Below are 19,187 nucleotides of genomic sequence, written 5' to 3'. Positions count from 1 at the left end.
CCAGACTGTCGCTCCCAGCGCAACCCGAGGAAAGATTGTTGAACAATCCTTGATTTTGGTGCATTCTGTAATCAGCACATTTTTTCGAGACGGGGATCACAATGCCATTCATAGACCTGAACTCCGATGTCGGCGAGTCCTTCGGCAACTGGACGATGGGCGATGACGCCGCGATCTTCGCCTCCGTTTCCTCCGCGAACGTCGCCTGCGGCTTCCACGCCGGAGACCCCAGCACCATCCGCCAGACCTGCAAGGACGCCGCAGCCGCCGGGGTGACCATCGGTGCGCACGTGGGCTACCGGGATCTGGCAGGCTTCGGCCGCCGCTTCGTGGACTGCTCGGCCAGCGAACTGGCCGACGACGTGCTCTACCAGCTAGGCGCCCTGCATGCGCTGGCGCGCTCGGCCGGAAGCGAGATCAAATACGTGAAGCCGCATGGCGCGCTCTACAACACGATCGTGCACCATGAGGTGCACGCCCAAGCCGTGGTCGATGCCATCAAGGCCTTCGGCGAAGACCTGCCGGTACTGCTGCTGCCCGGTTCCGTGGCCCTGGCCAAGGCCGAGAAGGCAGGCCTGCGCGGGGTCGCCGAGGCCTTCGCCGACCGCAACTACACCCCGGACGGCACCCTGGTCTCCCGCCGCGAGGCCAACGCGGTGCTGCACGACCCGGCGGCCGTCACCGCGAACATGATCCGCCTGGCGACCGAGGGCACCCTGGTGGCCGTGGACGGCAGCATCATCGCCATGCCCGCCGACAGCATCTGCCTGCACGGCGACACCGCCGGAGCGGTGGCCATGGCGGCCGCGGTCCGCGCAGGCCTGGAATCCGCCGGCGTGACCATTAAGAGTTTTGCATGAGCCTGCGCGACGTCCGGCTGGCCGGCAGCCGTTCGGTGCTGGTTGAGCTCCCGGATCTGGATTCCGTACTGGGATTGTCGGCCCTGCTGCGCACCAGCCCGCTGCCCGGACAGGTCGATGTGCTGGCCGCCGCGGGCACCGTGTTCATCAAGGCCGACTGCCTGGCCAACGCGCAAGCCATCGCCAACACCGTGCGCACCCTGGAGCTCGACGTGGCCGCGGCCGCCGCCGGTTCCCTGGTCAAGATCCCCGTGCACTACGACGGCGAAGACCTGGCCGAGGTGGCCCGGCTGACCTCGCTGAGCACCGAGGCGGTGGTCAACGCCCACTCCGGGCAGACCTGGCGGGCGGCCTTCGGCGGCTTCGCCCCGGGTTTCGCCTACCTGCTGGGCGATAACCAGCTGCTGAACGTGCCGCGCCGCGCCACCCCGCGCAAGGCGGTCCCCGCCGGTGCGGTGGCCCTGGCCGGGGAGTACTCCGCCGTCTATCCGCGCCGGTCCCCCGGCGGCTGGCAGCTGATCGGCCACACCGACGCGGTGCTGTGGGACCTCCAGCGCGAAAACCCCGCGCTGATCCGTCCGCAGGACCGGGTGCAGTTCATCCCCAGCCGCACCGCGCTGACCGTGTCGACACCTGCTGACCCCGTGCCCGCCCGGGACACCGCGGCCCCGGGGCAGTCCTCCGGCATGCTGGAAATCCTGGATCCGGGCCTGCAATCGCTGATCCAGGACGCGGGCCGTCCGGGCCTGGGCGATCTGGGGGTCAGCACCGCCGGATGGGCCGATGCCATCTCCGCGGCCCAGGCCAACCGCCTGGTCGGCAACCGCCCCGGCGCCGCCGTCATCGAAAACCTCATGGGCACGCTCACCCTGCGCGCCCGCGGCGATGCGGTGCTCGCGGTCTCCGGCGCCGCCGCCATCCTGGACATCACCCCGGTTCCGGGCGACGACTTCCACGAGGCCCGGCAGATCCCCATGGACACCCCCTTCGCGCTGCTCGACGGCGAGACGCTCACCCTGTCAGGTGCCGGCGCCGGACTGCGCAGCTACCTGGGCGTGCGTGGCGGCTTGGACATCCCGCAGGTGCTCGGCTCCCGCTCCACCGATTCGATGTCGGGGATCGGCCCCGCACCGCTGCGCGCCGGGCAGCTGCTCCCGGTCGGCCGGCTCGACGGCCTGCAGGTGGTCGGCAACCCCGAACCCTCGCCGCTGCCGGTGCCCGATGAGCACGGCGTCTTCACGCTGCGCATCATCCCGGGCCCGCGCGACGACTGGTTCGACGCACCGGGGCTGGCACGGCTGACCGGCCAGCTCTGGAAGGCTTCCGCGGATTCGAACCGCGTGGGCATCAGGCTGGCGCTGGGCGAGGAGAACGCCCAACCGCTGCAGCGGGTGCGCGAGGGCGAACTGGCGTCCGAAGGCGTGGCCCTCGGCTCGCTGCAGGTCCCGCCCTCCGGCTTGCCAGTGCTCTTCCTGGCCGACCACCCGGTCACAGGCGGCTACCCGGTGATCGCCGCGGTGCTCGATGAGGACCTTTCGGCCGCCGCCCAGCTGCCCCCGGGCGCCTTGATCCGCTTCAAACTGACGCCCCACCCCGGAACCCGCACCACCGTGAAGGAACCCCGCGCATGAAAAAAGTACTGATCGCCAACCGCGGCGAAATCGCCGTCCGCATTGCCCGCGCCTGCACCGATGCCCAGCTGGTCTCCGTGGCGGTCTACTCGGACCCGGACGCCGACGCCCTGCACGTGCGCCGCGCCGACGAGGCCTACGCGCTGAACGGCTCGCAGAGCGCCGACACTTACCTGGACATCGAGAAGATCATCGAGATCGGCACCCGCGCCGGCGCCGACGCGGTGCACCCGGGCTACGGTTTCCTGGCCGAAAACGCCGACTTCGCCCAGGCCGTCATCGACGCCGGCATGACCTGGATCGGCCCGTCCCCGCAAGCCATCCGCGCCCTGGGCAACAAGGTCACCGCCCGCGAGATCGCGGTGCGCGCCGGTGCCCCGCTGGTGCCGGGCACCGACGGCCCGGTGGCCGACGCGGCGCAGGTGCGCGCCTTCGCGCAGCAGTTCGGCCTGCCGGTGGCCATCAAGGCGGCCTTCGGCGGCGGCGGACGCGGCATCAAGGTGGTCCGCGCGCTTCAGGACATCGAGGCCTCCTACGATTCGGCGGTGCGCGAGGCGACCGCGGCCTTCGGCCGCGGCGAGTGCTTCGTCGAACGCTTCCTGGACAAGCCGCGCCACGTCGAGGCGCAGGTGCTGGCCGACAGCCACGGCAATGCCGTGGTGGTGGGCACCCGCGACTGCTCGCTGCAGCGCCGCCACCAGAAGCTCGTCGAGGAGGCTCCGGCCCCGTTCCTCACCGATGAGCAGCGCGCATCGATCCATTCCTCGGCCAAGGCCATCTGCTTGGAGGCAGGCTACGTGGGCGCCGGAACCGTTGAATACCTGGTGGCCCCGGACGGGCTGATCTCCTTCCTGGAGGTCAACACCCGCCTGCAGGTGGAGCACCCGATCACCGAGGAAACCACCGGCGTGGACCTGGTGGCCGAGCAGCTGCGCATCGCGGCCGGGCAGCCGCTGTCCTTCACCGAGGACCCGGAGCCCACCGGGCACAGCTTCGAGTTCCGCATCAACGCCGAGGACCCGGCGCGCGGCTTCCTGCCCGGCCCCGGACGCATCACCGGGTTCGAGGCGCCGACCGGTTCGGGCATCCGCGTGGATTCGGGCGTGCGCACCAACTCGGTGGTCCCCTCCTACTACGACTCCCTGATGGCCAAGCTGATCGTCACCGGCGCCACCCGCGCCCAGGCGCTGCGCCGCGCGAAGCAGGCACTGGATGAAATGACCATCACCGGCGTGCCCTCGGTGCTGCCCTTCCACCGTGCTGTGGTGCGCAACGCCGAGTTCACCCGGGACGATACCTACGGCGTCTACACCACGTGGATCGAGACGGAATTCGCCGAGGACCTGGCATCCAGCCCGGAAATCGCCGCCGCCCAGCCAGGTGCCGAACGCGAGACCCTCACCATCGAAATCGAGGGCAAGGCCATGAACATCGGCCTGCCGGCCTCGCTGGTGGATTCCATCCGCCACGGCGGGCACGGTGCAGCCATGGAAGCCGCCGCGGACAGCGTCGAGTCCTCCGCCAGCGCCGCCACCCTGGCCGCCCCGATGAACGGGAACCTGGTCAAGTGGGTAGCCGAGGACGGCGCCGTGGTCGCCGCCGGCGACACCATCGCCGTGCTGGAAGCCATGAAGATGGAATCCAATGTCACCGCGCACGCCTCCGGGACCTTCACCCGGGGCGGGCAGGCCCCCGGCGCCATGATTTCCCGCGGCGAGGTCATGGGGAGCATCGCTTAACGCTTTGCACCGCGTCCGGCTGGGTGAATTAGATTGGTTGCATGCCCATGAATGAATTGCTCCGCGCTCTCCCGCTGGACGAGGAGGCGACCCACGCCCATACCGGCGCCTGGGTTGCCTCGGTGCTGCGCACCAGGATTGCCGAGGGGCGGCTTCGCCCGGGGAGCAAACTTTCCGAGCAGGCCCTGGCCCAGGCACTGGGCGTCTCGCGCAATACGCTGCGCGAAGCATTCACCGTCCTCGGTAACGAACTGATCCTCACCCGCATCCCCAACCGCGGGGTGTTCGTCGCTTCCCCCGGCATGGACGACGTCAGAGAAATCTACGCGGTGCGCCGCATGATCGAGCCCGCGGCGCTGCAGTGGGGACCGAAACTGAACGTGCCGGGCCTTGAACGGATCGTCAAGCGCGCCCGCGCCGCCCTGGCCTCCGGAAAGATCGAGGCGATGGCGGACGCGAACCAGCGCTTCCACGAGGAGGTCGTGCGCGCCAGCGGCAGCGCCCAGCTGCAGGAGCTCATGACCCGGGTGCTGGCCCAGATGCGACTGGTCTTCCATGCCATGAGCGATGCGCCGGACTTCCACTCGCACTATGTCGAGCTCAACGCTTCCCTGGTGGACTTGTTGCGGGCCGGCGAGCGCGACCAGGCCGCACAGGCCTTGCGCGGCTATCTGGATACCGCCGAAACCGAGCTGCTGGCCCATTTGAAGGATCGGATGGCCGCGGACGGCAGCTAGGCCTGCCGGGACCGATTCGGTTCAGCTTCCGTCCCGGGCCGCGAGTGCAGCCCCGGAGCCGATGCGCTCCAGCGTACAGGGCAGGTGCTTGCGCGAGTTCACGGCCACAATGGCCAGGGACAGCGAACACAGGACCACCACGGCGCCCATGATCCACAAGCTGCCGACCCACTGGGCCACCAGCGCGATCACCGTGGGCGCCAGGAACCCTGCGTAGGCAAAGGTATAGAAGAACCCGGTGAGCAGTCCAAGCTCGTCAGGCCCGGCGGCACGTTGCAGTTCCAGCAGTCCGCCGACCATCAGCAACCCGTTGCCGCAGCCGAGCAGCACCGACGCGGCCAGCCCGGCCGCCGGGCTGTTGAGCAGGATCGCCGCGATGATGGCCAGCATGCCGCCCAACACCACGCCGACGCCCAGCAGCAGGGTGCGGGCGCTGTTGACGGTGTCGACCCTCCGCCCCAGCGGCTGGACCAGCACACCGCATCCCATGGTCAAGGCCACCGCCACGGTGGTGTAAGCATGGCGGGCTTCTGCGCCCATGGCGGGAACCATTTGAGGAATCACCACGAAGCCCATGGTCGCCGCGGCGAACACCCACGGTGCGGCAGGGGCGATGACCGCCCAAAACCGCTTGCCACCGGTCTGCTGCACGGCGCCACCCGGTACACGCCGGGCCTGATCTCCCGGAGCCTTGGCCTTCGGGATCTGGCGCTGCCTGGTCTCGGGGAGCCGGCGCAGCAGGAACAGGACCGGCAGGCACAACAGGATATGCGTCGCGTACGGAAGAATATCCGGCATCGGCGCCCACGACACCAGCAATCCCCCGGCCACCGGGCCCAGGCAGAAACCGGTGGAGGTCAGCAGCGAGGCGCGTCGGGCACCGGATCCGGCCGCCGACGTTGGATCCCACGGCGCCTGGGAGAGCTCCTTGACCCAACTCGTTGCGGCCGCCATGCCCAGGCCGGTTGCGGTGCCGGCCAGCAGCCTGCCGGCGAACAGCGGCAAGGGACCGAGGTGGGAGAGCATCAGGGCAAGGCTTGCGGCAATGGAGATCAGCACCGCGACCATGGTGAGCCGTTTTCGTCCACGCAGGTCAGAGGCACGCCCGCCGAGCAGCAGGGCCGGAACCAGTCCCAGCACGTAGATGCCCAGCAGGGAGGTCACCAGCACTTCCGAGAAGCCGTGCTCCTGCCGGTAATGCACCAGCAGGGCAACGTACTGGTTGGCTCCCCATCCCACCAGAAGCAGGCTCAATGCTGCGGGGAACCAATATTTTGCCTTTTGCGCCATGGACCGCTGTTTCTTTCACACGTTCAAGTTGATGATGGGCGGCCTGCTGGCCGCCATTCACGCCAGTGTGTCATGATTCACAGGGCCATGGCGGATTCATGACGGCACTTCCATGCCGGCACCCCGCCGTCCAACGACGCAGCTAGCCATCCGTCCCCCGGAGCTTGTCGATATGATCAATCCTGAGCTGATCGCATTGCCTTGCAGGGAAAACGACAGCAGATCAACCCAAGCCCCAGAGAGGTCGACAGATGCGTACAGCATTCAAGATGCAGACCAGTCGGTGCCGCTGCGTCTTCCGCCCCGGGCGCCGGGGGGCCTGATGGCGGACAAGACGCCACCAGCCAAGGGTTCCCGCACGGCTGTTTTCGCGCCATTGAGCGCCGACACCCGCACCGCACAGGTCGCACAGCGGCTCACGGATGCCATCTTGCTGGGTGTACTTGCACCCGGCGAGCGCCTGCCCACCGAATCGGATCTGGCCAAGAAGTTCGGTGTTGCCGTGGTGACGGCACGTGAAGCGTTGGCGGACATGCGCAAGGAAGGTCTGCTGGAAACCCGTCGCGGCCGTGAAGGCGGTTCCTTCGTCCGCGCCGAAGCCCCCGATGCCTCCCAGCAGTTGATGACCTCCAGGCTGCGCGGCATCTCGCGCACCGAATTGCTCGATGCCGCGGTCTACCTCGACGTCATCACCAGCGGTGCGCTCGACCGGGCCACCCAGATCTGCACGGCGGCTGAAGCGCAATCCTTGGAGGATTGGCTCGACCGCGCGGATTTCTCGACCCCTGCCAGCGCCGCCCGCGACCATGGCGGATTCCTGCTGGAACTGTGCGTGCTGTCCCAGTCCCCGCGGCTGGTGCGCGAGCAGATCGGATTCCAGGCCCAGTACGGGCAGCTCATGTGGCTGGGCCTGCGCGATGAAGCGCTCGCCGGACGGATCGCAGCACTGGACCGCGCCATGGTGCATGCCCTGGCATCACGCGATGCGGCGCCGGGCCGCGCGGCATGCCAGGAATCCTTCACGCTGCTGTCAACCTGGCTGATCAGCCGCAAACAAGAACTGGAGGTGGCTTGATGGTCGTCGCAGCCGAGCTTGGAGCATGGTTCGAGCGATATTTCGAGCGTTTGGATGCGCTCCACACCCGGATCGCGCAGCTTCCTGCCGAGCAATTGGGCAGCGCCGTCCAGGATCTGGTGCGGCCGTGGCTTCTGGATCACGCCAACGGCATCGTCGGCGCCGGATACATTGGCGACAGCGCCGGGCAGATGCGCTTCGAATGGTGGCTCGCACCCATGCGGGACAATCCGCTGTTCGCCGCCGGTTCCGAAATCAATCGGCTGCAGTTGGAGCAGCGCGAGTACGCGGACTATGTCCGCGACTACCGCAGCCTGGAATGGTATTCGGCTCCCCACGCCTCGGGGCGCCGGCACATCACCGGCCCGTTCGTCGACCACCTGTGCATCTGCGACTACGTGCTGACGCTGACCATTCCGGTCACCGGCAGCTCCGAAGGCATTGTCGGTTTGGATCTTCGGGTCAGGGACATCGAGCCGGCGCTCCAGCGTCTGCTGCTGCGGCTGGACCGCCCGGCCGCGCTGGTCTCCGCGCACGGCCGGGTGATTACTTCCTCGGATCCGCGGCACGGGCTGGGCGCCTTGATTGCCCCGGATTCCCTTGAAAAATCGGAGAAGGTGACCGGCACAAGCCTGCTGGTGGTACGCAGCCAAAATTAAACCTTCTATATAGAATCTTTAAGTGTTATTCTCGGTGTGTCACACTTCACACGCAGCTTTTGCGTACGCTCGCAACGAGGATTCCATGAATTCGCAACACGATCTCCAAGACGGGAACCATCTGGCCGTCCTCGGCTATGAACAGTCCTTTGACCGCTCCATGTCCCTCTGGGCCAACTTCGCCCTGGGCTTCACCTATCTATCTCCGCTGGTGGGCGTCTACTCGCTCTTCGCCCTGGCCATGGCCACCGGCGGGCCGCCATCGGTCTTCTGGATCCTCATCGTGGCCGCCGGGCAGTTCCTGGTCTCGCTGGTCTTCGGCGAGGTGGTTTCGCAGTACCCGATCCACGGCGGAATCTACCCGTGGACCCGCAGGCTCTGGGGCAAGCGTTATGCCTGGATGGCCGCCTGGATCTACATCTGGGCCATGATCGTCACCATCACCTCGGTGGCCCAGTTCGGCTCCGGGTTCGTGGCCAGCACCTTCAATGTCGAACTGACCGAGGTCACCACCTTCTGGTTCGCCACGGCCATGCTGCTCATCGCCCTGCTGCTGAACTTCTCCGGCACCAAGATGCTGGCCCGCATTGCCCGCATCGGCTTGGCCGCCGAGCTGATCGGCGTCATCGCCGTCGGCTTCTACCTGCTGGTTTTCAAGCGCGAGCAGCCATTCAGCGTCTTCTTCGACACCATGGGGGTTGAGGGCGACGGGAGCTACGGCGTGGCGTTCATGGGCGCGGCGCTGGCCGGCCTGTTCCTCTTCTACGGCTTCGAGGCCTGCGGCGACGTGGCCGAGGAAGTCAGCAACCCCGCCCGGCGCATCCCCAAGGCCATGATGATGACCATTCTGGTCGGCGGCGTGTCCGCGCTCATCTCTTTCACCGGCTACGTGCTGGCGGCACCGAACCTCCAGGAAATCGTCAATGGCGAAGACGTGGACCCCATCCCGGCCATCCTTGAGGCCGCCCTGGGCACCGTGGGTTCGAAGATCTTCCTGGTGGTCGCACTGACCGCATTCCTGTCCTGCGTGCTTTCGCTGCAGGCCGCCGCCTCGCGGTTGATCTATTCCTTCGCCCGCGACGGCATGCTGCCGGGCCACCGCTGGCTCTCCAAGGTCTCCGCACGCAACAAGGTACCGTCCAACGCCCTGCTGGTAGCCTGCTCCATCCCCCTGTTGCTGTGCGTATTCATCTACTTCGGGCCGGAGACGCTGCTGACCCAGATCACCAGCTTCGCCATCTTGGGCGTCTACGTGTCGTTCCAGTCCGTGGTGCTGGCGGCGCTGCGCCAGCGCCTGCGCGGATGGAAGCCTGCCGGGCCGTTCTCCCTGGGTGCCGCCGGCCTGCTGGTCAACATCCTCGCCCTGGCCTACGGCATCTTCGCCATGGTCCTGTTGTCGGTCCCCGGTTCCAGCGGCGACTTCCTGGCCGACTGGATCGTGCTGATCGGGCTGGGCATAGTGGCCGGAACCGGGGCCCTCTACCTGTTCATCGCCCGGCCGGACGCCAAGTCCGATGCGCCGAGCAACGATGCCATCGAAGTAGCCGACAAGCTGCGCGCAGCCCAGCGCGTAGCAGCGACGATGGACTGACCGGCAGCTGATAAAAACACCGCAGGCGGCGCACCCCTCAGGGATGCGCCGCCTGCGGCGTTGCTGCACGTCTGGCACCTATGGCACTTGGTAGAAGGAATCCTTCACGTCCGTGATCAGCATGTGCCCGGGGGCGTGGCCGATGGCCAGGGCCGGGCGCGATTCCATGACCGCTGCCTGCGGGGTGACGCCGCAGGCCCAGAACACCGGGATGCTGCCTTCCGGAATCTGCACCGCGTCGCCGAAGTCCGGTTTGCCAAGATCCATGATGCCCAGCTCCTGAGGGTTGCCGATATGCACCGGTGCCCCGTGCACCGCAGGGTAGCGGGAGGTGATGCGCACGGCGTCGGCCACTTGCGAAGCCGGAATCGGCCGCATGGACACCACCATGGGTCCGGACATGGACCCTGCGGAGGCGCTGCGGACGGTCGTCTTGTACATGGGCACATTGACGTTCTGGTCGATATGGGCCACCGAGATGCCGGCTTCGATGAGCGCCGCCTCGAAGGTGAAGGAGCACCCGACGATGAAGGTCACCAGATCCTCGCGCCAGTACTCGGCCAGATCCGTTGGCTCGGCGATCTTTTCGCCATTCTCATAAACCACATACTGGGGCACGTCAGTGCGGATGTCTCCGCCAGCCAGCAGCTCATTGGACACCTGCCCCGCTTCCAGGACCCCGAGGATCGGGCAGGACTTGGGGTTTCGCTGGGCGAAGAGCAGCACGTCGAAGGCCAGCGCCTGCGGCACGATGATCAGGTTCGCCTGCGCATACCCTGCGCTGATGCCGGCGGTGGGGATTACCTGCCCCTGGCGGAAGTATTCGCGCGCTTCGCCGGGACTCAGGGCCGCTCGCTCGGCCAGGGTCAGATCGCGAACATTTGCCATGGGAAATCCGCCTTATGCATTCCACAGGGCCGAGAGCCCTGCCAGGGAGTTGTAGCCGAGGAAGACCGTCAAAAGCCATGCCAGGGCGCCGATGACCAGCAGGAACTTGGGGTACTTGTAGCCACCCAGCAGATCCCGGCGGCGCCACGCCACCCAAAGCAGCACGGCCAGTCCGACCGGCAGGATCAGGCCGTTGAAGGCGCCGGCGAAGATCAGCAACGTGGCCGGGGCCTTGCCCAGCAGAAGGTAGATCACCGCGCAGACGGCGATAAAGGCAACGGTGATCAGGTTGCGGGTGCGTTCAGGGGTGGTGCTCTTGGTAACGAATGAGACCGAGGTGTAGGCGGCGCCGATCACGCTGGTCAGCGCGGCGGCCCACAGGATGATGCCGAAGGAGCGCAGCCCGATGTCGCCAGCGGCGGCGCCGAATGCTTCAGCGGCCTTGTTGTCGCTGGTCAATGCCACACCGCCGGCCACGACGCCGAGGATTGCCAGGAAGAGCAGGACTCGCATGACACCCGTGACGATGATGGCAAGCACCGAAGTCTTGGAAATTTCCTTGACATGCTCCACGCCTGCAGTGCCGGAGTCCAGCATGCGGTGCGCACCGGCATAGGTGATGTAGCCGCCCACGGTGCCGCCGATGAGGGTGGTGATGATCAGGAAGTCGACCTGCTCGGGAAGCACCACGTTGCGCAGGGCGTCGCCGACCGGAGGTGCGGCCACGATGGCGACATAGAGCATCAGCAGGATCATGATCGCACCGAGCAAGACCACGATTCGGTCCAGGGCCATGCCAGCTTTCTTGGACAGGAAGACCAAAATGGCGATCACCGCGGAAATTGCGCCGCCGACCTTCGCATCCACGCCCAGCATCGCGTTCAAGCCCAAGCCGGTGCCGGCGATGTTGCCGATGTTGAACACCATGCCGCCCACGAAGACCAAGGCGGCCAGCAGCCAGCCCACACCGGGAAGCACCTTGTTGCCCAGCTCCTGGGCGCGCAGGCCGCTGACGCCGATCACGCGCCAGACGTTCAGCTGCACCGCGATGTCCACGAGAATCGATACGACGATCGCGAAGGCGAACGCCGCACCGATTTGCACGGTGAATTCAGTGGTCTGGGTGATGAAACCCGGGCCGATGGCGCTGGTAGCCATGAGGAACATGGCGCCCAGCAGCGCTGTGCGCCGGGCCTTCGAACTAGCCTGGGGCTTCGAATCTTGAGTAGACATGGTTTCATCCGTTGCGGTAGCGGTGACTGCTGTCACAGAACTAATGTAACGCACAAGACAATACAGGTTGTTGAACAATCTGGGCAAGTAGTTGTTGAACAATTTACATGGAGGACATATTTCGGGCAGCGGCTGCAAGGGACGCAGGGTCAGCGCATCAGCTCGCGTCCTTGGCGCCAAAACCTAGTCCCAACAGCGCAGATAGCGTCATAGCTTGTGATCCGATGGCACGCACTGCTCGTATGCCATGGAGACCCCGTTTAATGCCCGGATGCACGAAGTCCACCGGTCCTCGGCAGGTGCCGAGGACCGGTGGACTTTCAAATTCTGATCAAAAAAATTGATCAGTTCTTGACCGGCTCCGAAGCGTCGTCGTCCGTGGACTTCTCAATACTCGGCTGGACGTCCTTCCCGGTCAGCTGTGCAGGCTTCGGGTCGCCGACCTCGACCTGTGGCTGCTCGCCGGTGAATTCCGGAGCATTGTCGGTGTACCACTCGGTGAGAGCCGGGTCCTCACTGTCGAAGTCGGCACCGGCGCCGAGTTCCTCCGGAACCTGGGAGATGCCGAAGACAAAGTCGTCGCCGTGCTCGTCGATGCCCTGGCGGACACCGCCCTTGATGGCTTCCAGCGCATAGCGACGGCGGATCATCAGCGGGTCGTTGCGCAACTCGATGCCCCAGGAAATCATGACGCCGATCAGGATGATCGCGAACGGCAAGGCGCAGGTGACCATGATCGACTGCAGCCCGGAGAGCGCATTGCGCCCGCCCGCCAGCAGCAGGAACATGGAGATCAGGCCCAGAGCCACGGCCCAGACGATGGTGACCGGCTTGGACGGCACCGGGCGTCCGGACTGCGACATGGAACCCATGACGTTGGAGGCGGAATCCGCGGCGGTCACGAAGAACACCAAGATCGCCAGCAGGGCGACAATCCACATCACCGGGCTCATCGGCAGGTTGGCCAACAAGTCGAACATGACGTTTTCGCCCGAACCCTGGATCTCGATTTCCTGGCCGTTGAGGTTCATCCAGATCGCGGAACCGCCGAACACGGTGAACCAGGTCATGGAGATCGCCGAAGGAACCAGCATCACCACGGTGACGAACTGGCGCAGCGACCGGCCCTTGGAAATCTTGGCGATGAACATGCCGACGAACGGCGACCAAGAAATCCACCAGGCCCAGTACAAGGTGGTGTAAGCGGTCAGATATTCCTTCTCGACGGTGCCCTCGCTGGCGAAGACGGTGAGCATCTGCGGCAGGTTGTCGAAGAAGGAGATCACGGCGGCCGGCAGCAGATCCAGAATGTACATGGTCGGACCGGCGACCAGCACGAAGATCGCCATGAAGATCACCAGGGCCATATTCGTGTTGGAGAGCAGGCGAATGCCCTTCTTGATGCCGGCCACGGCCGAAATGGTGAAGACCACCGTCAGCAGGCTGATCGCCACGACCACGAACCCGTTGCCCAGTTCCATCCCGGTGACGATGCTCGTACCCGTGCGGATCTGCAGCGCACCGATGCCCAGCGAGGTCGCAGTGCCGAACAGCGTCACCAGCACGGCAAAGACGTCGATGATCTTGCCCAGCAGACGGTTATTGCCGTCCGGGAACACCGGCTCGAAGAGTGATGAGATCAGCGGCAGGCGTCCACGACGATAGGAGACGTAGGCCAGGGCGCCGCCGACCAATGCGTAGATGCACCAGGCGAAGGTCGCCTGGTGGAGGAAGGAATCGGTCATGGCCGGGAGCACTGCCTCGTTGGTGCCTGCCTGCGCATCGGTGGATGGCGGCGGCGCGGTGAAGTGGCTCAGTGGTTCCAGCGGCCCGTAGAAGATCAGGCCGATGCCCAGGCCCGCGGCGAACAGCATGGAAATCCACGAGGTGGTGGAATATTCGGGGCTGCTGTCATCCGCGCCGAGGCGGATCTTGCCGGTGGGGCCGTAGCCGACCACCAGCATGAACAGCACAATGCCCAGGACGATGACGTTGAACAGCCAGCCGAAGTGGGTGACGACCCACTCCTGCATGCCCACGCCGACCTCGTTCAGGTTGGTTGGGGCGATGATGGCCCAGAGCAGTACCGCGAGGACTGCAACGAGTGCTGAAATGAACACCCCGCGGCGGGTGGGGAACGTGGCGTTGGTGTCTTCGACGCTGATGCCGGGGATCAGTCCCGGGTGGATGCCGAAGGAGGGTTCCTTGGCATGGCGCAGGGCGTTGAGTACGCGTTCGCCCTTGTGTCCCCGGACCGGTTTTTGGTCTTTTTCACTTCCCTTGTCAATGGCTTTGGACCCCGCAGCTGGCGGGTGTGGACGTGACGTATCAGAATCCATAGCCATCAAGTTTACTATAAAAACCTTGAGATTCCGCGGTTTTTGACCCCATTCCAGCGCGAACCCGCCGGGTCTGACCTCGATCCTGCCCCATGATCCCGGGGCCAAACAGGGATTCGCCAAGCGCAGAAAAAAGATGCTTTTTGACCGCGTGACGCACCGATTCTCGGGAGTTCCCCACGCATTCTCCAGGCCCGCGCAGGCTGGATTAATGGTCGTTTTCGCCCCTGCCTGGGAGGTGCTTGGATGGCGGCTCGTCAGCCGCCCGGCAGCAGGATTAAGTACCGCGGGCCGTGCAGCCAGCGCGGCAAGCGCTGGCTGCACGGCCCGAAACGGCGTGGCTAGTTCCTAGTGGAAGAAGTGGCGTGCACCGGTGAAGTACATGGTGATGCCTGCTTCATTCGCGGCGGCGATGACTTCCTCATCGCGCACCGAACCGCCCGGCTGGACAACTGCCTTGACGCCGGCGTCGATCAGGATCTGCAGGCCGTCGGCGAACGGGAAGAACGCATCCGAAGCCGCGACTGCGCCCACGGCGCGCTGCTCGGAAGCCGCGGTATCGGCGTTCTCGGCACCGCCGGCTGCGTCCGCGCCGGATTCGATCTTCACGCCCAGGGTGTTGGCACGCTCCACGGCCAGCTTGCATGAGTCCAGGCGGTTGACCTGGCCCATGCCGATGCCCACTGCGGCGCCGCCCTTGGCCAGCAGGATGGCGTTGGACTTCGCGGCGCGCACCGAGCGCCAGGCGAAGGCCAGATCGGCCAGGGTGGCGGCGTCGGCGGCTTCGCCGGCGGCCAGGGTCCAGTTGGCCGGATCATCGCCGTCGGCGTCGATCTTGTCGCCGGCCTGGACCAGCATGCCGCCGGAGACCTGGCGCAGCTCGTTGGAGTTGCGGGCATAGCCGTCCGGCAGGGCCAGCAGGCGGATGTTCTTCTTGGCCGAGAGGATCTCGACGGCCTCCGGCTCGAAGTCCGGTGCGATGACGACCTCGGTGAAGATGCCCTTCACGGTTTCGGCCATGCCCTTGGTGACGGTGCGGTTGGCTGCGATGACGCCGCCGAAGGCCGAGACCGGGTCGGTGGCGTGCGCCTTGCGGTGCGCGTCGGCGATCGGGTCTGCGGCGTCGTCGGAGGCCACGGCCACGCCGCACGGGTTGGCGTGCTTGATGACCGCCACGGCTGGCTTGTCGAAGTCGAAGGCCGCGCGCAGCGCCGCGTCGGCGTCCACGTAGTTGTTGTAGCTCATCGGCTTGCCGTGCAGCTGGTCTGCCTGGGCGATGCCGGCCGGGGCTGCCTCGTCCACGTAGAGGGCGGCCTGCTGGTGCGGGTTCTCGCCGTAGCGCAGCACGGCGGCGCGCTGCAGGGCGACGCCGGAGTAGGCGGGCCAGTCGATGACGCCGTCGCCGTCTTCGTCGAGGAACTGGCTGGCGGTCCAGGTGGCGACCGCGGTGTCGTAGGCGGCGGTGTGCGCATAGGCCTTGGCGGCCAGGCGCTGGCGGGTCTTCAGCTCGAAGCCGCCTGCGGCTGCGGCCTCGATGACCTGCGGGTAGAAGGAAGGATCGACCACGATCGACACTGCGGCGTGGTTCTTCGCGGCGGAGCGGACCATGGCCGGGCCTCCGATGTCGATCTGCTCGACAACCTCGTCCTGCGCCGCGCCGGAGGCGACGGTCTGCACGAACGGGTACAGGTTCACCACGACCAGGTCGATCTGGCCGATGCTGCGCTCGGCCAGGGTGTCCATGTGCTCGGGCACGCGGCGGTCAGCCAGGATGCCGCCGTGGATGATGGGGTGCAGGGTCTTGACGCGGCCGTCGAGCATTTCCGGCGATCCGGTCACCTGCTCGACCTCGGTCACTGGGATGCCTGCGGCAGCGATCTTCTTGGCGGTGGAGCCGGTGGAAATCAGCTGGACGCCTGCGTTGTGAAGTCCAGCGGCCAGTTCCTCCAAGCCGGTCTTGTCGTAGACGGAAATCAATGCGCGGCGGATAGCGACTTTGTCCAAGACGGTCTTACTCACGAAAATTTTCTCCCGGCGGTGAGAATGAATGGGGCGGGCGGCGAAAAGGCCGCCGCCCCTATTCTAGCGAAATCTGCCGGTTTCCCTTCAGTTCGTGTCAGTGCCCCTGGACCAGGTTCCCCAGCTGCGGGAAATGCGTGGCCAGCTGCTGGTCGGTCAGGCACAGGCGCAGCAGCTTCTCCGCATGGTCCTCATCGGCCACGTAGGTCACCAGATCCACCGAGGTCTTGGCGTTCAGCTCGTCGCGCAGCGAGTGCGCCGCCGCCACGAGGCAGTGATAGTAGCGCTTGATGGTCGGTTCCCAGCCCTCGCGGGAGGCCTGGTCGGTCAGCGCTTCGGACCAGATGCCGGCCGCCGGTTCCTCGCACAGGTCGATGGAGGACCAGTGCCAGTCGCTGGGCTCCCACTTGTCCGAGTAGAAGCTTTCCGAGTCGTCCTCGTCCAGGTCGGCTTCGATGGAGGCAAGCACCTCGTCCAGGTCCTCGCCGTCGTCGGAGTCGTCATCGTCTTCGGATTCCTCGTCGTGTTCCGAGTCGGAGATCACCAGGGAATCCTCGTCGACAACCAGCGGTTCCGGTTCCAGGGTGTTGTGCTCGTCTGCGTCGGGACGGTCCTCGTAGTCGTCCGGCTCGTCCACGTCTTCGCCGCGTTCGACCAGCTGTTCGCGCGACTCGGCGGCCCGGTCGCGGGCCAGCGCCTGCAGCGAGTTCAGCGCCAGCAGCGGCATGGCGATGGATTCGCTCTCTTCGGTGCTCACCCCGTGCAGGGCAACGGCATAGAAGGTCTGCTCCGGGTGTGCCTCAATTACTTCAGCCGCGTGTCGAAGGGCTGCAACCCGTATCGCCTCTTCGAGAGCGGTCCAATCTACTCCCATGTCCAGAGATTACTCTCTTGCCTGCACTTTCAAAAGGCCTTGACGGCTCCCGCAAAGAGGCGTACAGCGGCTACGCGCCGCGCGGGAATTTCGGCTAAGCTTCGACGCGGTAGAAGCCGCATCATCTGCACCGCGCGAAAGGTACACCACCGTGTCCACAGCCACCCTCCCCTCCGGCACCCATGTGGTGCAGGAGCTTCCCTTCAAGTGGAAGGTCCAGGGAACCATCTTCATCATCGGCGGACTCGGCTTCATGTTCGACGCCTGGGATGTGACGCTCAACGGCGCCCTGATCCCGCTGGTCGCCCAGGAATGGGGCCTGGACCGTCCCACCGCCGCCCTGCTGGGCACCTCCAACCTGGTGGGCATGGCCCTCGGCGCGTTCCTCTGGGGCGGCATCGCCGACCGCTACGGACGCAAGAACGCCTTCAGCCTGACGCTGCTGATGTTCGCCCTGTTCACCGTGCTGGGCGCCCTGTCCCCGAACTTCGGCTTCTTCGTGGCCTTCCGCTTCCTGGCCGGCGTGGGCCTGGGCGGCTGCATCCCCGTGGACTACGCGCTGGTGGGCGAATTCACCCCGGCCAAGTACCGCGGCCGGGTGCTGACCGCGATGGACGGCTGGTGGCCGATCGGCGCCGCACTGTCCTTCTTCGTCTCCGGCTGGGTCATGGCGACCTCCGACAACTGGCGGCTGATCCTCGTGGTGATGATCCTGCCGGCCTTCATGGTGTACGTGGTGCGCCGCTCCATCCCGGAGTCCCCGCTGTTCCTGGCGGCCAAGGGCCGTGAAACCGAGGCGCGTGCGGTGATCGACCAGCTGGTGGCGCGCACCGGGGCCGCACCGCGCGACTACGTGATCGAGCAGGCCGCGCTGCCCAAGGCTCCGCGCTGGTGGGAGCAGGCAGCTTCGCTGTGGCGCTATTCGTGGAAGCTGACGGCCACCAGCTGGCTGCTCTTCGTAACCATCCTGCTGGTCTACTACCTCGCTTTGACCTGGCTTCCGACCATCCTGACCGAAGCCGGCATGGCGCAGTCGGCATCCTTCTTCGCCACGGCGGTGATGGCGCTGATGGGCCTGATCGGGGTGGTGATCGCCGCGCTGCTGGTGGAGAAGGTCGGGCGCAAGTGGCTGCTGGGCATCTTCGGTCCGCTCTCCGGCCTCGTGCTGATCGTGGTGGCGCAGAGCTTGGATGTGCCGGCCACCGCCGTGGGCTGGATCCTGGTATTCGGCGTGGTGGTCCAGGTCGCGGTCCCGGTGCTCTACGCCTACGTCTCGGAGCTGTATCCGACCGAGCTGCGGGCCAGCGGATTCGGCTGGGCGTCGACCATGTCGCGCTTCGCGGCCGGTTTCGGCCCGTTGTTGTTCGCGGCGCTCTGGCCGGTGGTGGGCTTGTCCTGGCTGTTCGCCGGTGCCACCGTGCTGGTGGTACTCGCGGTGCTGTTCATGGCGAAGTTCGCGCCGGAAACACGGGGACGGGAACTGGGCTAGAAATCCCGGCTAGGGATTTCCCTTCGCGGGGTTCGGCAGCATGCCGTCAAGCATGATGCGGGTCAGCCGCGGGCCAATGCCGGGGGCGGCGCTGGCGAAGGCGCGCGGCAGCGGCCGCGTCGCCAGGCCGATGCCGGTGATCAGCTCATGGCCGGTGAGGTCCTGGCGGACCAGATTGGCGGCCTGGGCCAATTCCAGCGCCCGGCTCACCGCCTGCGCGGCGGCCCGCTGCGGCTGCAGGATCCGGTCGCTAATGGTCTGCGGGAGCTGCAGGCTCAGCGATTCGCTGAGCGCACCGAGGTTCAGCTCAATCAGTGCATCCAAAAATTCCTGCCAAGCCCGGGTCTCGCCCTGCGACAAGCCCTCGGCGGCGTGCTCGGCTGCCTGCTGGACATCCTGGAGCATGTCCAGGGTGACTTCCTCGACCAGTTCGGGGCGTGCTGCAAAGTTCCGGTACAGCGTGCCGATGCCGACGTGGCTGGCCTCGGCAATCGATTCCATGGCGACATTTGCGCCGTGGGTTGCAAAGAGTTCACGAGACGTGCGGAGAATTTGCTTACGCCGTCGTAATGCATCTGAGCGCATGCGTTTCCCCACCTTTCACAGTTTTCGGGGTGTCCGGGGCAACCTTCCTGCCCCGTAACGATCTAACGGTAGTCGTTGAGGGAAGATCTGACGAAGTGGAAGCGTTCATTCCATTCTGCAAGGCATCCATCGTAGTTCCCGACCTTGAGTATCCGCTGGAATTCTGCCGAATCCACGC

15 protein-coding genes are annotated in these 19,187 nt (G+C 66.0%); 8 read left to right on the top strand and 7 right to left on the bottom strand.

All coding sequences use genetic code 11. The features are described 5' to 3' along the window. Window positions 1-101: 101 nt before the first annotated feature. Genes JQN66_RS03490 through JQN66_RS03475 form a run of 4 tightly spaced genes read left to right on the top strand, consistent with a single transcriptional unit; the run spans window position 102 to window position 4,967 of the window. On the top strand, window positions 102-860 hold the full coding sequence (locus JQN66_RS03490) for a LamB/YcsF family protein (protein ID WP_204676645.1): 759 nt from the start codon (window positions 102-104) through the stop codon (window positions 858-860). Beyond that, the gene (locus tag JQN66_RS03485) at window positions 857-2,491 is read left to right on the top strand and encodes a 5-oxoprolinase subunit B/C family protein (protein WP_204676644.1); all 1,635 of its coding nucleotides are present in this window, start codon (window positions 857-859) and stop codon (window positions 2,489-2,491) included. The genes JQN66_RS03490 and JQN66_RS03485 overlap by 4 nt, the downstream gene beginning before the upstream one ends. Then, a complete protein-coding gene (locus JQN66_RS03480; RefSeq protein ID WP_204676643.1) occupies window positions 2,488-4,230 on the top strand; it encodes an acetyl/propionyl/methylcrotonyl-CoA carboxylase subunit alpha in 1,743 nt (580 codons plus the stop codon). The genes JQN66_RS03485 and JQN66_RS03480 overlap by 4 nt, the downstream gene beginning before the upstream one ends. A gap of 41 nt (window positions 4,231-4,271) precedes the next feature. Beyond that, entirely contained in the window at window positions 4,272-4,967 is a 696-nt protein-coding gene (locus JQN66_RS03475; RefSeq protein ID WP_420870947.1) for a GntR family transcriptional regulator, read from the top strand. Window positions 4,968-4,988: 21 nt separating this feature from the next. Here JQN66_RS03475 and JQN66_RS03470 read toward each other — a convergent pair whose 3' ends face one another. Next, window positions 4,989-6,257: an MFS transporter gene (locus JQN66_RS03470; protein ID WP_204676641.1), complete on the bottom strand. Its 1,269-nt coding sequence runs from the start codon at window positions 6,255-6,257 to the stop codon at window positions 4,989-4,991. 322 nt (window positions 6,258-6,579) lie between these two features. On the opposite strand from JQN66_RS03470, the gene JQN66_RS03465 reads away from it, so the two are divergent. From JQN66_RS03465 to JQN66_RS03455, 3 genes are all read left to right on the top strand, one after another. Next, a complete protein-coding gene (locus tag JQN66_RS03465) occupies window positions 6,580-7,332 on the top strand; it encodes a FadR/GntR family transcriptional regulator (protein WP_188949011.1) in 753 nt (250 codons plus the stop codon). Beyond that, window positions 7,332-7,991 carry a PDC sensor domain-containing protein gene (locus tag JQN66_RS03460; protein ID WP_204676640.1) on the top strand — a complete coding sequence of 220 codons (660 nt, stop codon included), beginning with the start codon at window positions 7,332-7,334 and terminating at the stop codon, window positions 7,989-7,991. Before JQN66_RS03465 ends, JQN66_RS03460 begins: the two co-directional genes overlap by 1 nt. 85 nt (window positions 7,992-8,076) lie before the next feature. Further along, the gene (locus JQN66_RS03455) at window positions 8,077-9,582 is read left to right on the top strand and encodes an APC family permease (RefSeq protein WP_204676639.1); all 1,506 of its coding nucleotides are present in this window, start codon (window positions 8,077-8,079) and stop codon (window positions 9,580-9,582) included. 78 nt (window positions 9,583-9,660) lie between these two features. Here JQN66_RS03455 and JQN66_RS03450 read toward each other — a convergent pair whose 3' ends face one another. From JQN66_RS03450 to JQN66_RS03430, 5 genes are all read right to left on the bottom strand, one after another. Continuing rightward, window positions 9,661-10,470, bottom strand: coding sequence for a putative hydro-lyase (locus JQN66_RS03450; RefSeq protein ID WP_204676638.1), 810 nt, complete (start codon window positions 10,468-10,470; stop codon window positions 9,661-9,663). Between the two features lie 12 nt (window positions 10,471-10,482). Further along, a complete protein-coding gene (locus tag JQN66_RS03445; protein ID WP_204676637.1) occupies window positions 10,483-11,703 on the bottom strand; it encodes an NRAMP family divalent metal transporter in 1,221 nt (406 codons plus the stop codon). Between the two features lie 344 nt (window positions 11,704-12,047). Then, window positions 12,048-14,048, bottom strand: a complete 2,001-nt coding sequence (locus JQN66_RS03440) for a BCCT family transporter (RefSeq protein WP_239464126.1) — start codon at window positions 14,046-14,048, stop codon at window positions 12,048-12,050. Between the two features lie 342 nt (window positions 14,049-14,390). Further along, entirely contained in the window at window positions 14,391-16,061 is a 1,671-nt protein-coding gene (gene purH / locus JQN66_RS03435) for a bifunctional phosphoribosylaminoimidazolecarboxamide formyltransferase/IMP cyclohydrolase (protein ID WP_204676636.1), read from the bottom strand. Window positions 16,062-16,158: 97 nt separating this feature from the next. After that, on the bottom strand, window positions 16,159-16,935 hold the full coding sequence (locus JQN66_RS03430) for a DUF4303 domain-containing protein (RefSeq protein ID WP_204676635.1): 777 nt from the start codon (window positions 16,933-16,935) through the stop codon (window positions 16,159-16,161). A gap of 151 nt (window positions 16,936-17,086) precedes the next feature. Here JQN66_RS03430 and JQN66_RS03425 point away from each other — a divergent pair, with 151 nt between their 5' ends. Next, window positions 17,087-18,424: an MFS transporter gene (locus JQN66_RS03425; RefSeq protein WP_204676634.1), complete on the top strand. Its 1,338-nt coding sequence runs from the start codon at window positions 17,087-17,089 to the stop codon at window positions 18,422-18,424. Window positions 18,425-18,433: 9 nt separating this feature from the next. On the opposite strand, the gene JQN66_RS03420 is transcribed toward JQN66_RS03425, so the two are convergent. Further along, window positions 18,434-18,925 carry a TetR/AcrR family transcriptional regulator gene (locus JQN66_RS03420; RefSeq protein ID WP_239464125.1) on the bottom strand — a complete coding sequence of 164 codons (492 nt, stop codon included), beginning with the start codon at window positions 18,923-18,925 and terminating at the stop codon, window positions 18,434-18,436. Window positions 18,926-19,187: the final 262 nt, after the last annotated feature.

The sequence above is a fragment of the Glutamicibacter protophormiae genome (assembly GCF_016894325.1).
GTDB lineage: Bacteria > Actinomycetota > Actinomycetes > Actinomycetales > Micrococcaceae > Glutamicibacter > Glutamicibacter protophormiae.
This window is presented reverse-complemented; position numbering and strand designations above follow the sequence as displayed.

Bases quoted from the DNA above. Each gene is read 5' to 3' on its own strand.
- JQN66_RS03490 (WP_204676645.1), top strand. From the start codon at position 102: ATGCCATTCATAGACCTGAACTCCGATGTCGGCGAGTCCTTCGGCAAC.
- JQN66_RS03485 (WP_204676644.1), top strand. From the start codon at position 857: ATGAGCCTGCGCGACGTCCGGCTGGCCGGCAGCCGTTCGGTGCTGGTT.
- JQN66_RS03480 (WP_204676643.1), top strand. From the start codon at position 2,488: ATGAAAAAAGTACTGATCGCCAACCGCGGCGAAATCGCCGTCCGCATT.
- JQN66_RS03475 (WP_420870947.1), top strand. From the start codon at position 4,272: ATGCCCATGAATGAATTGCTCCGCGCTCTCCCGCTGGACGAGGAGGCG.
- JQN66_RS03470 (WP_204676641.1), bottom strand. From the start codon at position 6,257: ATGGCGCAAAAGGCAAAATATTGGTTCCCCGCAGCATTGAGCCTGCTT.
- JQN66_RS03465 (WP_188949011.1), top strand. From the start codon at position 6,580: ATGGCGGACAAGACGCCACCAGCCAAGGGTTCCCGCACGGCTGTTTTC.
- JQN66_RS03460 (WP_204676640.1), top strand. From the start codon at position 7,332: ATGGTCGTCGCAGCCGAGCTTGGAGCATGGTTCGAGCGATATTTCGAG.
- JQN66_RS03455 (WP_204676639.1), top strand. From the start codon at position 8,077: ATGAATTCGCAACACGATCTCCAAGACGGGAACCATCTGGCCGTCCTC.
- JQN66_RS03450 (WP_204676638.1), bottom strand. From the start codon at position 10,470: ATGGCAAATGTTCGCGATCTGACCCTGGCCGAGCGAGCGGCCCTGAGT.
- JQN66_RS03445 (WP_204676637.1), bottom strand. From the start codon at position 11,703: ATGTCTACTCAAGATTCGAAGCCCCAGGCTAGTTCGAAGGCCCGGCGC.
- JQN66_RS03440 (WP_239464126.1), bottom strand. From the start codon at position 14,048: ATGGCTATGGATTCTGATACGTCACGTCCACACCCGCCAGCTGCGGGG.
- JQN66_RS03430 (WP_204676635.1), bottom strand. From the start codon at position 16,935: ATGGGAGTAGATTGGACCGCTCTCGAAGAGGCGATACGGGTTGCAGCC.
- JQN66_RS03420 (WP_239464125.1), bottom strand. From the start codon at position 18,925: ATGGAATCGATTGCCGAGGCCAGCCACGTCGGCATCGGCACGCTGTAC.